We start from the raw sequence: 13,984 nt of genomic DNA on the forward strand, positions 1-13,984 counted from the left end.
GTTGATTGGCAGACCGAACTTACGTGGCCCGAAAGCGCCTTCACAAACAGTTAGTTTTGATGAATCGTTCGCGCCGGCCGATATATGCCGCAGGCTTTCCTGAGCGTGCACCAGCGCCAGGATTGGCGTCTTGCAAGGGTGCGCATGGCACCATGGCGGACCGATCCGGCGCACCGCGGCGGGCGTGCCGGGCGCAGGCATGACGCTTTCGCACCGGTCCGGTGCGGGCCGTCTGCGCTTCGGCCGAGAGCGGAATCGCCGTCATTGCCGCACGCTAACAATCGATCGGAAAAGATGCAGGGCGTGCCGCTCGTTTTGATGTCAGAATCGGCCGGTTTGCCGCGGTCGCACAATGTGGCCGCCGGCGCTGCGTGGAGGATGGGAATGGCTGATCGGATACCGGGGTTCTGTGCGTTGTGCCGTTCGCGCTGCGGCTCCGTGGGCGTGGTGGAGAACGGCGTGCTGCTGGCGCAGGAGCCGGATCCGTCCCATCCCACCGGCAAGGCGCTGTGCATGAAAGGCCGCGCCGCGCCCGAGATCGTCGCCAACCCGCAGCGGCTGCTGTACCCGGTGCGGCGCACGGCGCCCAAGGGCAGCCAGGATCCTGGATGGCGGCGCATTTCGTGGGACGAAGCGCTGGACGAGACTGCCGCGCAGCTGAACCGGATCAAGGCCGCGCACGGGGCCGAGGCGGTGGCGTTCTCGATCACCTCGCCCAGCGGCTCGCCGCTGTCGGACGGCATCAAGTGGGTCGAACGGCTGGTCAACGCCTTCGGCAGCCCCAACCTGTCCCGCGGCACGGAAATCTGCAACTGGCACAAGGACGAGGCCCATGCCTACACCTTCGGCCGCGGCATCGGGTCGCCCGATTTCGAGCACACGGGCTGCGTGCTGCTGTGGGGCCACAACCCGAGCGCGACGTGGCTGGACCATGCCACGGGCGTGAACGATGCGGTCAGGCGGGGAGCCAAGCTGGTGGTGGTCGACCCGCGGCGGGTGGGGTTCGCGATGCGTGCCGACCAATGGCTGCGGGTCCGGCCCGGCAGCGACGGCGCGCTGGCGCTCGGCATCGCCGGCGAGATGATCCGCAATGGCTGGTTCGACGCGGACTTCCTGCGCGAACATTCGAACGGGCCTTTGCTGGTGCGGGGCGATACGGGCAGGCTGCTGCGCGAAGGCGACCTGTCGGGGCAGCCTGGCGGCGCGCGGCTGGTGGCGTGGAACGAAGCGCGCGGCGCGTTCGCCTGCTACGATCCGGCAACCGGGCTTTATGAGGGCGGCCCGGAAGGCATCGCGTTGCGTGCCGTGCGTACGGTCGCCATCGACGGCGTGGAAGTCGAGTGCCGCAGCGCCTTCCAGCGCTACGCCGACCTGTGCGACGACTATCCGCCCGACAGGGTGGCGCAAATCTGCTGGGTGAACGCCGATGCCGTCACGCAGACGGCCCGCCTGCTATTCCACCACCGGCCGGTCAGCTATTACGCATGGTCGGGCGTGGGCCAGCACACCAACGCCACGCAGACCGACCGAGCGATCGCGCTGCTGTATGCGCTGACCGGCGATTTCGACGCGCAGGGCGGCAACGTGGAGTTCTCCCACTTGCCGGCGCGCGACGTGGGCGGGCGCGAGCTGATGCCGGCCGGCCAGCTCGCCAAATGCATTTCCGCCCAGGCGCAGCCGCTCGGGCCGGCCCGGAAGGGGGCGATCGGGTCCGATGCGCTGTACCGGGCGATCCTGCAGGAAGAGCCTTACGCCATACGCGCGTTGGTCGGCTTCGGCGCCAATCTGGTGATGTCGCATGCGAATCCGCAGGCGGCGCGGCAGGCGTTGAGCAAGCTGGAGTTCTGCGTGCATGCCGACGTCACGCTTACGCCCACGGCGCAGTTCGCCGACATCGTGCTGCCGGTCAACACGCCGTGGGAACGCGAGGCGCTGCGCGTCGGCTTCGAAGTGAGCCAGGCGGCCGAAGAACTGGTGCAGCTGCGGCCGGCGATGATCCCGTCGGCGGGCGAAAGCCGGTCCGATGCGTGGATCGTGTTCGAACTCGCGAAGCGGATGGGGCTGGGCGAGCACTTCTGGAATGGCGACATCGATGCCGCGTACCGGTACATCCTGGAGCCGACGGGCATTTCGCTGGAAGTGCTGCGGCAGCAACCGGAAGGCATGCGCCAGCCGCTGGCCCCGGCCTATCGGAAGTATGCGCGCCAGCCGCGCGGCTTCGCCACGCCGTCGGGCAAGGTGGAGGTCTATTCGGAAACCTTCCTGGGCGCCGGCCAGGACCCGCTGCCCGGCTATGTGGAGCCGGTGCCGCGGCTGATTGCGGATGCGGCCGTGAAGCAGGCCTTCCCGCTGGTGCTGACCAGCGCCAAGCTGCCGCAGTTCTGCCATAGCCAGCACCGGCAGATACCGTCGCTGCGGCGCAAGTCGCCCGAGCCGGTGGTGACGCTCCATCCGGAGACGGCGGCGGGGCGGGGTATCGCCAATGGCGATTGGGTGGCGCTTTCCACGCCGTCCGGCACGGTAAGGATGAAGGCCGCGTTCGACACGCATCTCGATCAGCGGGTGGTGTGTGCGCAGTACGGATGGTGGCAGGGTAGCCAGGAACTCGGATTGGCGGGTTATGAGCCGTTCTCGACGGACGGTGCGAACTTCAATCTGTTGATTGGCGATGGGGAGCTCGATCCGATTAGCGGCTCGGCGCCGCATCGGTCGTATGTGTGCAACGTGCGGCCGTTGGAGGGTAAAAGCGCATAGATTTTTGTGCATCGATGCCGTGTTATAAAGCGGTGTCGGAAAAGGCAGACTTGGTTTGGTAAGCCCAAGTCCTTTCGGTAACGAAAGCTCTGGTCTTCGGCCTCGTGCATGAGATCCCCACGACGAACATCTGACGCTGTCCAGCGTCCAAACGTTCGTCCGTGTGGCTCTTAACTTGAGGAACGCTCCGGTCGAACATCGACACAGGAGCCGTTATGCACGAGCATCATCAAGATATCTACGACGTCGTGATCGCCGGGGCTGGTCCCGTCGGTCTGTTTCTCGCCTGCGAGCTCCGTTTGTTCGACCTGAGGGTCCTCGTGCTCGAGCGCGCCGACACGCCACATTCCCCCTTGAAGCAGCTGCCGTTCGGGATGCGCGGCCTTTCGGCTCCCACGCTCGAGGCCCTTTACCATCGCGGTTTGCTGGACGATGTAATCGCGGCGCAGCGTGCGGGCGATACCACAGACCAAACTGCGACGGCCGCGCACTGGACGCAACAGCCGCGCCGGCCAGCCGGCCATTTCGCCGGCATCCAGTTTTATCAGGACGACGTCGATACGTCGAAGTGGCCGTATCGCCTGCCAGGCTCGGCGAGAGCCGGGATGGCAGTCGCATTGGAAACACTCGAAACCGTCCTCGCGTGCCGAGCCGGAGCGATGGGATGCGAGATCCGGCGAGGCTTCGGCGTCGATGAATTCCACGAATCGGACGAAGGGGTGACCGTCCACGCGGGTGGAAAGGCTTTTCGCGGAGGCTGGCTCGTCGGTTGCGATGGTGGCCGCAGTACGATTCGCAAAGCGGGCGCGTTCGATTTTGTCGGTACCGACCCTGAATTCACCGGCTACTCCGTCGAGGTCGAGATGGCCGATCCGGAAGCGCTCCGGCCCGGCCGGCACTACACCCCGGCCGGCATGTTCACCTACGCGCCTCCCGGCACGATTGCGATGGTGGACTTCGATGGCGGAGCCTTCCACCGGGTTCAACCTATCACGCTGGAGCATGTACAGGCGGTGTTGCGCCGCGTGTCCGGCGCAGAAGTCACTCTGACAAAACTCAGGCTTGCGGCCACGTGGACTGATCGCGCCTATCAGGTGACAGCCTATCGCAAAGGGCGAGTGCTGCTTGCGGGCGATGCCGCCCACATCCATTCTCCGTTGGGCGGTCAAGGGCTGAACCTTGGGCTCGGAGACGCGATGAACCTGGGCTGGAAGCTGGCATCCACAATCCGTGGAAAGGCGCCAGCCGGTTTGCTCGACAGCTATCAGCACGAGCGGCATCCGATAGGAGAGAGCGTTCTCGACTGGTCGCGTGCGCAAGTCGCGCTCATGCGGCCCACTCCAAGCACGCGCGCACTCGAAGCGATTATCCGGGACCTTATCGGGACCCAGGATGGTGCGACGTATTTTGCTGAGCGGGTATGGGGTCTTTCGCTTCGCTACGATCTTGGCAACGGCCATCCGTTGATAGGCCGCAGCGTTCCCGATTTCGAGCTGGTCGACGGGACGAAGGTCGGCAGCTTACTGCACGACGGGCGAGGACTTCTGCTGGACTTCGATTCAGGCGCGTCGCTTCGGGCGCTGGCGAGCCGTTGGCGGGAGCGCCTCGCCTATGTCGCGATCGACGCGAAAGATCGGCTGGGCCTGCGCGCCGTATTGGTGCGTCCCGACGGGTTCGTCGCGTGGGCATGTGAAGACGCCCCCGACGATAAAGAGTTCGCCCATGCCTTATTGCGATGGTTTGGGGAACCCGAGGGTGCCGGTGGTCCGCTTGGAGCGACCGCTTCCTCTTAGCCTTCGGGTACACCGAAAGCTGGAACGCCAAACCCGCATTGTGCCCAGCCGCCGGTACGGCTTCAATGCGGGTCATGAATGAATCCTCATCCCTTCTGCTGCCGCTGCTGGCGGCCACCTTCTCGCTGGCCGGCCTGGTCAAGGGCGTCACCGGCATGGGCCTGCCCACGGTCGCCATGGGCCTGCTGGGCTCTTTCATGTCGCCGGCCGCGGCGGCGGCGATGCTGGTGGTCCCGTCGTTCGTGACCAATGTCTGGCAATTGCTGGCCGGCCCCGCCGTCGGCCGCCTGCTGAGGCGGCTGTGGCCGATGATGCTCGGCATCGTCGCCGGCACGATCGGCGGTTCGGCGTTGCTGGTCGGCGTCGATCCGTTGTGGTCCGGCCTGGCGCTGGGGGTCGCCTTGGTGGCGTATGCCGGTTACGCGCTGGTTGCGCCGGCGCTTTCGATTCCGCCGCGGATCGAGCCATGGCTGTTGCCGATTGCCGGTCTGCTCACCGGCGTGGTCACCGGCGCCACCGGAGTGTTCGTGATTCCGGCCGTGCCGTGTCTTCAGGCCTTGCGGCTGGACAAGGAAGAACTGGTGCAGGCGCTGGGGCTGTCTTTCACGGTATCCACCGTGGCGCTGGCCGCCGGCTTGATGGCGCACGGTGCCTTCCGGCTGGAGCAGTCGGGGCTGTCCGCGCTGGCCGTCGCGCCGGCCCTGGCTGGCATGCGGCTTGGGCAGAGGATCAGGGCGCGCATCAGCCCGAGGCGGTTCAGGCTGTGCTTTCTGTCGTTCTTGCTGCTGCTGGGGCTGGAGTTGGCATTGCGGCCCCTTTTCTGATCCGCGCCGCGAGATGCGCGCATTGCCCGGCCACCGCGGAAAGAAAAAAGGCACCTCGAAAGGTGCCTTGCATGCGTGGCCGGGTGGCCGCGGGCCGATCAGGCCTTGGTCGTATCGACGGCCGTCAGGTAGCCGACGTTGGCCGAGAACTTGTTGTTGTAGTTGGCGTTGATGTACGGATCGAGCGTCGCGCGCACATTGGCGTGGATGCCGCCCCAGTCGCCGGCGTGCTGGAAGTTGCTCATGATGTAGGTCCAGCCGTTGATCTCGTCCACCGCGTGCAGCCCCGTGGATTCGGCGGCGGCCGGCGCCGACAGGATGCGGGTCAGCGTCTTGGTGTCGATGTTGTAGGCCCACAGGAAGTTGTTGACGTGGTTGCCGCTGTCCTCCCCGATGAACAGGGTGCGCAGCTTTTCCGAGAACTTCAGGTTGTCGGGGCTGGCGATCTTGTTGGGATTGGCGGTGTTGCCCAGCGTGTCGGCCGGGATGTCTTCGCCCAGCAGCAGGAACTGGCTGGACACCGGCACCCATTCGCTGTCGATGGCAGCGCCCGTATCGTCCTTCTGGCCGCCCTGCAGCTTGTGGGCCAGGACGCCGCCGGCGACCAGCTTCTTGTCCAGCGAGATGTTGTGCGCAGCGTTCCAGGCGGGGTCGTTCTTGACCATCGACGCCTGGATGTTGGCCAGCGCCGAGTACGCGACCTTGTCCTTGACGTTGACCGTCGTGCCTTCCATCTTGGTGAAGGCCATGCTGCCGCCCTTCAGGTTGGCGTAGCGGTGCGTTTCCAGGAAGGCGCCGGCCTTGTCCTGGCCGGCCTTCAGCTTCACCCACTGCTCCCGGCCATCGCAGAACATGTGCGTGTAGCTGTCGTCGTCCGGATCGCTGAACACGACATCCATGATGGCGTCGATGGTGGCGGCATTGGCCAGCGCTTCGATCTCGGCGCTGGTGGCGTGGCCCAGCTTGATCCAGCCGATGGGGGCCGACGAGGTGGTGTCGAGCTTCAGGCCCGGGCCGTACTTGGCCACGTACAGCGTGCCCGCCGACAGGTCCTTCTCTTTGTCGGCCACGAACATGAACAGGCCGCCGTTGGTGTAGTCGTCGCCCATCAGCGCGGTGCGGTTGTCGGGCATGACCTGGATCAGCTCGTGCGAGATGCGGCCCAGGCAGTAGTGCTTCTTGACGGTGCCCGTGCCGTCGGGGTTGACGGTGATCTCGGGCAGATGGCCGTAGTGGTAGGGATTGGCGCTGTCGTTGCCGAAGGTGTACTGGCTGAACGCGCTGAACTGCGCCGTGACGCTGGCGTTGCCGGCCTTGAGCAGGGCGGCGTCGGGTTCGTATTCTTCGCTCGACAGGTGGGTGCCCCACGGCGACAGGCTGGCGCCGCAGGTGATCCACAGCGAGTGCGCCGTCTTCATGTTGACGTTGTGGTACTTGACCAGCTTCAGCTCGCCGGTTTCCTGGTTCTGGTCCAGCGTGAGCACGGCGATGGGCGAGGGCAGCTGGCCGTAGGTGCTGGTGCCGGCGGCGTTCTTGGTGTTGTACTCGAACTGCACCACGGCGAACACCGGGTTGGCGACCTTCTTGCCGTCGACGGTAACGTTCGCGTCCGGCACGGTCAGCAGCGAGGTGCCGTCGGGCGCGTCGGAGAAGAACTGGCGGCTGCCGGACACGGAAGACGACGTGTCGTAGATCGGTTCGTTGTTGTTGTCGAAGTAGCCGCCGGCCACGAGCATGTTGCCGTTGCCGTCCGGCACCAGGTCGCCCGTCTTGAAGAACGGGTGGTAGGCCAGCTGCACGGTCTGCTTGCTGCCGTCGGTGAACGTGACTTCCATCGACGACGTGGTGTAGGTGGTGGCCATGTCGGCCGGCTTGCTCAACGACGGCGCGGGCGTGGCGGTGAAGGTGGCGGACTGGAATTCGGCCTGCGAGGGGGGCGGGTTGTTGCCGCCGCCGCCGTCGGACGGGCTGTCGTCGTCATCGCCGCCACAGGCCGCGAGCAGGGTAGCGGCCGAGACGCCGCCGGCCAGCGGCAGCATGGGCGCACCGCCCAGCAGTTTGAGAAGGTTGCGGCGGGAGGGTTTCGCGATTTCTGACATGAGGGTCACTCCGGGGATGGGAAGCGCGGGGCGGTTGATCCTGTCATCGAGCTGTCTGTTCGATGACATGAAGCTGAACGCCGCGATACTAGGCGGACTGTGTTACAGCAATGTTGATCACAAGGCGTAACGGCGATTACGAATGGCCCGGGATCGGCGTTTCCTGTTATCTCGAATCGGCATATCAGATGTCTTTTCCTCCCGGTTTCGACCGGTGAAGCGGCTGCGCATAATGCGCCGCATAGACGCCTTCCGAGGCGTTCCCCGGGGACGGCGACGTACCGTCCGCGCACCAGGAGGAGATCGATGAAACCGAACCGGATGGCCCGCCTTGCCGGCGGGATGCTTGCCATCGCCTGTGCGGCGGGGCTGGCGATGGGAACCGCGGCGCGCGCGGCCGATGCCTTTCCTTCGAAGCCGATCCGCATCGTGGTGGGCTTCGGCCCGGGCGGGCTGGGCGATATCGTGACGCGCGCGCTCGGGCAGAAGATGTCGGCGTCGATGGGGCAGAGCGTGGTGGTCGAGAACATGCCGGGCGCCGGCGGCATTACGGCCGCTTCGGCCGTGGCGCGCGCCGCGCCCGATGGCTATACCTTGCTGTTGTCGAGCGGGCAGAACGCCTTCAGTCCCTATCTGTTCAAATCGCTGCCCTACGACCCGGTCGACAGCTTCACGATGGTTTCCACGGTCGGCACTTTCGATTTCGTGCTGGTGGCGGCCAAGGACAGCCCGCTGAAGACGGTGGCCGACGTGCTGGCCGCGGCGCGCAAGGATCCGCAGCGCTTCAACATCGGCACCATCAGCGTGGGCAGCGCGCAGAACCTGTCGGCGCGGCTGTTCGCGTCGATGGCCGGGCTGGAGGTGCCGGTGGTGCCGTTCAAGGCGACCGGCGACGTCATCAGCGCGCTGCAGGGCCGCAACATCCAGGTTGCGGTGGAGACCGTGACCGGCGTGCTGGGCCAGATACGGGGCGGCGGCCTGCGCGCGATCGCGGTCAGCGGGCCGCGGCGGCTGCCTTTCCTGCCCGACGTGCCTACCGTGGCCGAGAGCGGGGTGCCCGAGCTGGCGCGCTACGAATCGCAGTCGTGGAACGGCATCGTCGGTCCGGCCGGCATGCCGGCCGACGTGGTGGGCCGGCTCAACCGCGAGATCACGCAGGCGCTGGCCGACCCGGCGTTGCAAAAGCACTTCCTGGACCTGGGCGTGACGCCCAAGCCCAGTTCGCCCGAGGCGTTGAAGGCGCTGTACCGGGCCGACGCCGCCAAGTGGGGCGCGGTCATCGAGCAGGCCGGTATTGCAAGACAATGACCCCCCCCTACGCGCTTCGCGCGCCCCCCAGGGGGCGATGCGCGCGGACCGGCGGAGCCGGATCCGCCGCATCCTGGATAGGGTGGCGCAGGGTCGGATGATGAGTTGGGCGCGAGGCGCCATGGAGCACTGATATGACGAGTACTGAAGCAGGCATGGATGCCGTCCGCGGGCGGGTCGACCCCGAGGAGTGGCGCGTGCGCGTTGACCTGGCCGCCTGCTACCGGCTGGTCGACCTGTTCGGGATGAGCGACGTGATCCTGAACCACATCTCGGCGCGCGTGCCGGGGGAGCACGAGCATTTCCTGATCAATCCCTTCGGCATGACTTACGAGGAGATCACGGCGTCGAGCCTGATCAAGGTCGACCTGGACGGCACGGTCATCGACAATCCGCACGAGGAGTACACGCTCAACCTGCCCGGCTACGTGATCCACAGCGCGATCCACGGCGGCCGGCCCGACGTGGGCTGCGTGCTGCATACCCACACGCCGGCCGGCATGGCGGTGTCGGCGCTGGAATGCGGGCTGCTGCCTTTGAACCAGACCGCGATGCGTTTTTACGGCGGCCTGGGGTACCATGAGTTCGAGGGGGTGGCGGTCGAGGTGGGCGAGCGCGAACGGCTGGTGGCGGACCTGGGCGAGCACGACGCGATGATCCTGCGCAATCACGGCCTGCTGACCGTGGGCCGCACGGTGGCCGAGGCTTTCGTCAACATGCACCGGCTGGAGCGTTCCTGCCAGACGCAGCTGCTGACGCAGTCGGCCGGCTCGCCCCTGCATCTGCCGGCGCAGCAGGTAATCGAGCACGCCTACCGCCAGCTGCGCCGCGCGCCGTCGCCCGACAGGCACGGCAGGCTGCTGGCGCATGGCGAGCGCGAATGGCCGGCGCTGCTGCGCATGCTCGATCGCCGCGACCCGTCGTACCGCAACTAGACTGGAGGAAAACCGCATGGCCCGTCACCGATTGCTGCAGATCAGCGCCATCACGCCGGCAGTGGACGCCCGGCTCGCCGCCGACTACGATGTCGCCGCGCTCTGGAAGGAAGCCGATCCCAAGGCCTTCCTGGCGGCGCACGGCAGCGAATTCGAGGTGGCCGCCATCCACCTGCGCTTTCCCTTCGGAGACGAGCTGATGGCGGCGCTGCCCAAGCTGAAGGCCATCGCCAACTTCGGCGTCGGCTACGACAAGATCGACGTCGACGCGGCCCGGCGGCGCGGCATCCAGGTCAGCAATACGCCCAAGGTGCTGGACGAGTGCGTGGCCGACCTCGCGTTCGGCCTGATGATCGACGTGGCGCGCGGCGTGTCGGCCGCCACCCGCTTCGTGCGCGCCGGCGCCTGGAAGACCGGGCAGCGGCCGCTGATGACGCGGGTCAACCGCAAGCGCCTGGGGCTGCTGGGCTACGGCGGCATCGGCCAGGCCATCGCCCGCCGCGCCGACGCCTTCCTCATGGACGTGCGCTACCACACCCGCCACGTCGTGCCGGGCGCCCCGCACCAGCATGTCGATTCGCTGGTGGAGCTGGCGCGCTGGGCGGATTTCCTGGTCGTGGCCTGCGTGGGCGGGCCGCAGACCTTCCACCTGGTCTCGGCCGAGGTGATCGATGCGCTGGGGCCGGAGGGCATCCTGGTCAACATCGCGCGCGGCAGCATCGTCGACGAAAAGGCGCTGGTCGAGGCCCTTGTCGCCGGCCGCCTGGGCGGCGCGGGGCTGGACGTGTTCGAGCACGAGCCCGACGTGCCGCAGCCGCTGCTGGAGATGGACAACGTCGTGGCGGTGGCGCACATCGGCGGCTTCACGCGCGAGTCGCGCCGCGACATGGAAGCGTCGGTGTGCGACAACGTCGACGCCTATTTCCGCACCGGCAAGCTGCTCACGCCGGTGTAAGCCGGCGCCGCCATGCCGCGTTTCGCCGCCAACCTGACGCTGCTGTATCCGGAGGCGGATTTCCTCGGCCGCCTGGAACTGGCGGCGCGCGACGGCTTTTGCGCCGTCGAGTGCTTCTTCCCCTATGCCCATCCCGCGCGGGAACTGCGAGCGCGGCTGGACGGCAACGGCCTGCGGCTGGTGCTGTTCAACGCCACGCCGCGCCGCGATGAAGACGACCGCGGCGTGGCCTGCCTGCCGGGGCGAGAAGCCGAGTTCCGCGAGGGTTTCCTGCGCGCGCTGGACTACGCCGGCGAACTGGGCTGCGCGCAGTTGCATGCGATGTCGGGCCGGGTCCCGGCCGGGGCCGACCGCGCGCGGCTGCGCGGCGTGTACCAGGAGAACCTGGCCTGGGCCGCCGCGCGCGCCGCGCCGCAAGGCTGCGACGTGCTGATCGAGCCGATCAACCCGCGCGACATGCCGGGTTTTTTCCTGAACCGGCAGGACGAGGCCCACGACATCGTGGCCGCCGTGGGCGCGGCCAACGTGAAAGTGCAGATGGACCTCTATCACTGCCAGATCGTCGAAGGCGACCTGGAGCAGAAGTTGCGCCGCTATCTGCCCACGGGCCGCGTCGGCCACTTGCAGGTGGCCGGCGTGCCGGCCCGGCACGAGCCCGACGAGGGCGAGGTCAACTATCCCTATCTGTTCGCGCTGATCGACCGGTTGGGCTTCGATGGCTGGATCGGCTGCGAATACCATCCCCGCCTGGGCGCGGCGCCGGGCGGCACGCGCGCCGGCCTGGGCTGGCTACGGCAGCCGGGCGCCGGGTAGGCGCGCCACCATGTCGCGGATGATGCCGGCTACCGCCTGCTGGGTGGGCGTGGCCGGGCGCTGCGCGCTGACGGCCATCGCCAGCTTGCTGCGCAGCCGTGGCTGCACGATCGGGATCGCCTCGTAGGGCAGGGCTGCCCGGGCGGCGGCGCGGGACGGCCGCGCGCCATGGCGGCCGTGCATGACCGAGTGGATGGACAGCACGGCGCCGCCGGCGCCGTCCGCCACCAGGTCGAGGATGGCGGCGACGCTGTCGATTTCCAGCGCGATGCGGGGGCGCAGGCCGTGGTCGGCCAGCGCGCTTTCCACCAGCAGGCGGATGGTGTTGGGCCGGGTGGGGATGACCAGCGGCTCCAGCGCCAGCTCGCGCAGCGCGATGCGGCGGCGCGCGGGCCGCCCGGTGCGGCGGGTCACGAAATAGAAATCCTCTTCCAGCAGCGGGATGCTATCGATGTCGGGAGAGGGCGCGGGGTTGTACAGCAGCGCGACGTCGAGCCGGCCGATCGCCAATGCCTCGCGCAGCGCGCTCGACAGTCCTTCGGTGATCGACAGCGCGGCCTGCGGCAGCCTCTCGCGGCATGCCCGCGTGAGCGGGACGGTCAGCGTCTTCGAGAACGAGGGCGGCAGGCCCACCGCCACGCGGCCCGCCAGCGCGTCGCCGGCGGCCTGTATTTCCTCGCGCGTGCGCGCCACCTGGTACAGGATGCCGCGGCCGTGTTCCAGCAGCCGCTTGCCGGCTTCGGTGGGCGCCACGCCGCGGCCGTTGCGGATCAGCAGGCTGCGGCCCAACTCGATTTCCAGCTGCCGCACCTGCCGGCTGAGCGCCGATTGCGCCACGTCGAGTTCGACCGACGCGCGCGTGAAGCTGCCCAGTTCGGCGGTGCGCACGAAATACTCGAGTTGCTTGAAGTCCACGGGCATCCCCAACGAAAAAACCCGGCCGAGGCCGGGTTTTTCCTGGATCCTGCCGGCCCCGGGGAGGCGGGGCCAGGCGGGAATCAGTCTTCCACGAAGGTTTCTTCGCGCTTCTTGCGGATTGCCGGCGAGGCCACGATCAGCACCAGGATGGCCGCGATGACCAGCAGCGAGGCCGACAGCGGGCGGGTGACGAAGGTACCGAAGTCGCCGCGGGACAGCAGCAGGGCACGGCGGAAGTTTTCTTCCATCATCGGGCCGAGCACCAGGCCCAGCAGCAGCGGGGCGCCTTCGCACTTCAGCTTCGACCAGATGTAGCCCACGAAGCCGAAGAACGCCGTCATCCAGATGTCGAACACGTTGTAGTTCAGCGTGTAGACACCGATCGAGCAGATCATCAGGATGGCAGGGAAGAGCACGCGGTAGGGCACCTTCAGCAGCTTGACCCAGATGCCGATCAGCGGCAGGTTCAGAACCACCAGCATCAGGTTGCCGATCCACATCGAGGCGATCAGGCCCCAGAACAGCTCGGGGTTGGCCGTCATGACCTGCGGGCCGGGCTGGATGTTGTGGATGGTCATCGCGCCGACCATCAGCGCCATCACCGCGTTGCCCGGGATGCCCAGCGTGAGCAGCGGGATGAACGAGGTTTGCGAGGCCGCGTTGTTGGCCGATTCCGGACCCGCCACGCCGCGGATTTCGCCCTTGCCGAAATCCTGCGGGTTCTTGGCCATCTTCTTTTCGACCGTGTAGGACGCGAACGACGCCATCACCGCGCCGCCGCCCGGCAGGATGCCCAGCGCCGAGCCGATGGCCGTGCCGCGCAGCACCGCGGGGGTGGCCCGCTTGATGTCTTCCCACTCGGGGTAGAGGTTGCCGATCTTGTCGAAGAAGACCTCGCGCTCTTCCTTCTGCTCCAGGTTGTTCATGATTTCGGAGAAACCGAACACGCCCATGGCGACCACGGCGAAGTCGATGCCGTCGGTCAGTTCCGGGATGCCGAAGGAGTAGCGGGCGACGCCGGAGTTCACGTCGGTGCCGACCATGCCCAGCAGCAGGCCCATCAGGATCATGCAGATGGCTTTGATCAGCGAGCCGGACGCCAGCACCACGGCGCCGATCAGGCCCAGGACCATCAGCGAGAAGTACTCGGCGGGACCGAACTGGAAGGCGACCTCGGCCAGCGGGGGCGCGAAGGCGGCCAGCAGGATGGTGGCCACGCAGCCGGCGAAGAAGGAGCCGAGTGCGGCGATCGACAGGGCCTTGCCGGCTCTCCCTGTTCGCGCCATCTGGTAGCCGTCCAGACATGTGACCACCGCCGACGTTTCACCGGGCAGGTTGACCAGGATGGCCGTGGTGGAGCCGCCGTACTGGGCGCCGTAGTAGATGCCTGCCAGCATGATCAGGCCGGCCACCGGCGGCAGCGCGTAGGTGATCGGCAGCAGCATCGCGATGGTGGGCACCGGGCCGAGGCCGGGAAGCACGCCCACCAGCGTGCCGATCAGCGCGCCGAGAAACGCGTAGATGATGTTCTGGAACGAGAGGGCGGTGGAGAAGCCCAGTTCCAGGTGCTCGAACAATTCCATGT

10 protein-coding genes are annotated in these 13,984 nt (G+C 67.2%); 7 read left to right on the forward strand and 3 right to left on the reverse strand.

Annotated features, from left to right (window positions below):
• Positions 1-384: 384 nt before the first annotated feature.
• The 3 genes from ABD927_RS13025 to ABD927_RS13035 all read left to right on the forward strand — a co-directional run bounded on the left by ABD927_RS13025 (position 385) and on the right by ABD927_RS13035 (position 5,371).
• The gene (locus ABD927_RS13025) at positions 385-2,754 is read left to right on the forward strand and encodes a molybdopterin-containing oxidoreductase family protein (protein WP_345250056.1); all 2,370 of its coding nucleotides are present in this window, start codon (positions 385-387) and stop codon (positions 2,752-2,754) included.
• 215 nt (positions 2,755-2,969) lie between these two features.
• The gene (locus ABD927_RS13030; protein ID WP_345250058.1) at positions 2,970-4,547 is read left to right on the forward strand and encodes an FAD-dependent monooxygenase; all 1,578 of its coding nucleotides are present in this window, start codon (positions 2,970-2,972) and stop codon (positions 4,545-4,547) included.
• A gap of 74 nt (positions 4,548-4,621) precedes the next feature.
• Positions 4,622-5,371: a sulfite exporter TauE/SafE family protein gene (locus ABD927_RS13035; protein ID WP_345250060.1), complete on the forward strand. Its 750-nt coding sequence runs from the start codon at positions 4,622-4,624 to the stop codon at positions 5,369-5,371.
• Positions 5,372-5,469: 98 nt separating this feature from the next.
• Here ABD927_RS13035 and ABD927_RS13040 read toward each other — a convergent pair whose 3' ends face one another.
• A complete protein-coding gene (locus ABD927_RS13040) occupies positions 5,470-7,470 on the reverse strand; it encodes a PhoX family protein (RefSeq protein ID WP_345250062.1) in 2,001 nt (666 codons plus the stop codon).
• A gap of 306 nt (positions 7,471-7,776) precedes the next feature.
• On the opposite strand from ABD927_RS13040, the gene ABD927_RS13045 reads away from it, so the two are divergent.
• The 4 genes from ABD927_RS13045 to otnI all read left to right on the forward strand — a co-directional run bounded on the left by ABD927_RS13045 (position 7,777) and on the right by otnI (position 11,481).
• Positions 7,777-8,778 (forward strand): Bug family tripartite tricarboxylate transporter substrate binding protein, encoded by a 1,002-nt coding sequence (locus ABD927_RS13045; protein ID WP_345250064.1) that lies wholly within the window; start codon positions 7,777-7,779, stop codon positions 8,776-8,778.
• 134 nt (positions 8,779-8,912) lie between these two features.
• Positions 8,913-9,713 carry a class II aldolase/adducin family protein gene (locus ABD927_RS13050; RefSeq protein WP_345250066.1) on the forward strand — a complete coding sequence of 267 codons (801 nt, stop codon included), beginning with the start codon at positions 8,913-8,915 and terminating at the stop codon, positions 9,711-9,713.
• A gap of 16 nt (positions 9,714-9,729) precedes the next feature.
• The gene (locus tag ABD927_RS13055; RefSeq protein ID WP_345250068.1) at positions 9,730-10,668 is read left to right on the forward strand and encodes a 2-hydroxyacid dehydrogenase; all 939 of its coding nucleotides are present in this window, start codon (positions 9,730-9,732) and stop codon (positions 10,666-10,668) included.
• Positions 10,669-10,680: 12 nt separating this feature from the next.
• Positions 10,681-11,481, forward strand: coding sequence for a 2-oxo-tetronate isomerase (otnI, locus tag ABD927_RS13060; RefSeq protein WP_345250070.1), 801 nt, complete (start codon positions 10,681-10,683; stop codon positions 11,479-11,481).
• Here the strand turns inward: otnI and ABD927_RS13065 are convergent.
• Together ABD927_RS13065 and ABD927_RS13070 are read right to left on the reverse strand one after the other, a co-directional pair.
• Positions 11,458-12,396 carry a LysR substrate-binding domain-containing protein gene (locus ABD927_RS13065; protein WP_345250072.1) on the reverse strand — a complete coding sequence of 313 codons (939 nt, stop codon included), beginning with the start codon at positions 12,394-12,396 and terminating at the stop codon, positions 11,458-11,460. The genes otnI and ABD927_RS13065 overlap by 24 nt on opposite strands.
• Before the next feature lie 83 nt (positions 12,397-12,479).
• Positions 12,480-13,982: a tripartite tricarboxylate transporter permease gene (locus ABD927_RS13070; protein ID WP_345250074.1), complete on the reverse strand. Its 1,503-nt coding sequence runs from the start codon at positions 13,980-13,982 to the stop codon at positions 12,480-12,482.
• Between the last annotated feature and the right edge of the window lie 2 nt (positions 13,983-13,984).

Source organism: Pigmentiphaga soli (assembly GCF_039541095.1).
Classification (GTDB): domain Bacteria; phylum Pseudomonadota; class Gammaproteobacteria; order Burkholderiales; family Burkholderiaceae_B; genus Pigmentiphaga; species Pigmentiphaga soli.

Excerpts from the sequence above, each read along its gene's own strand:
- ABD927_RS13055 (WP_345250068.1), top strand. The coding sequence starts at position 9,730 with ATGGCCCGTCACCGATTGCTGCAGATCAGCGCCATCACGCCGGCAGTG.
- ABD927_RS13035 (WP_345250060.1), top strand. The coding sequence starts at position 4,622 with ATGAATGAATCCTCATCCCTTCTGCTGCCGCTGCTGGCGGCCACCTTC.
- ABD927_RS13045 (WP_345250064.1), top strand. The coding sequence starts at position 7,777 with ATGAAACCGAACCGGATGGCCCGCCTTGCCGGCGGGATGCTTGCCATC.
- ABD927_RS13050 (WP_345250066.1), top strand. The coding sequence starts at position 8,913 with ATGACGAGTACTGAAGCAGGCATGGATGCCGTCCGCGGGCGGGTCGAC.
- ABD927_RS13070 (WP_345250074.1), bottom strand. The coding sequence starts at position 13,982 with ATGGAATTGTTCGAGCACCTGGAACTGGGCTTCTCCACCGCCCTCTCG.
- ABD927_RS13040 (WP_345250062.1), bottom strand. The coding sequence starts at position 7,470 with ATGTCAGAAATCGCGAAACCCTCCCGCCGCAACCTTCTCAAACTGCTG.
- ABD927_RS13030 (WP_345250058.1), top strand. The coding sequence starts at position 2,970 with ATGCACGAGCATCATCAAGATATCTACGACGTCGTGATCGCCGGGGCT.
- ABD927_RS13025 (WP_345250056.1), top strand. The coding sequence starts at position 385 with ATGGCTGATCGGATACCGGGGTTCTGTGCGTTGTGCCGTTCGCGCTGC.
- otnI (WP_345250070.1), top strand. The coding sequence starts at position 10,681 with ATGCCGCGTTTCGCCGCCAACCTGACGCTGCTGTATCCGGAGGCGGAT.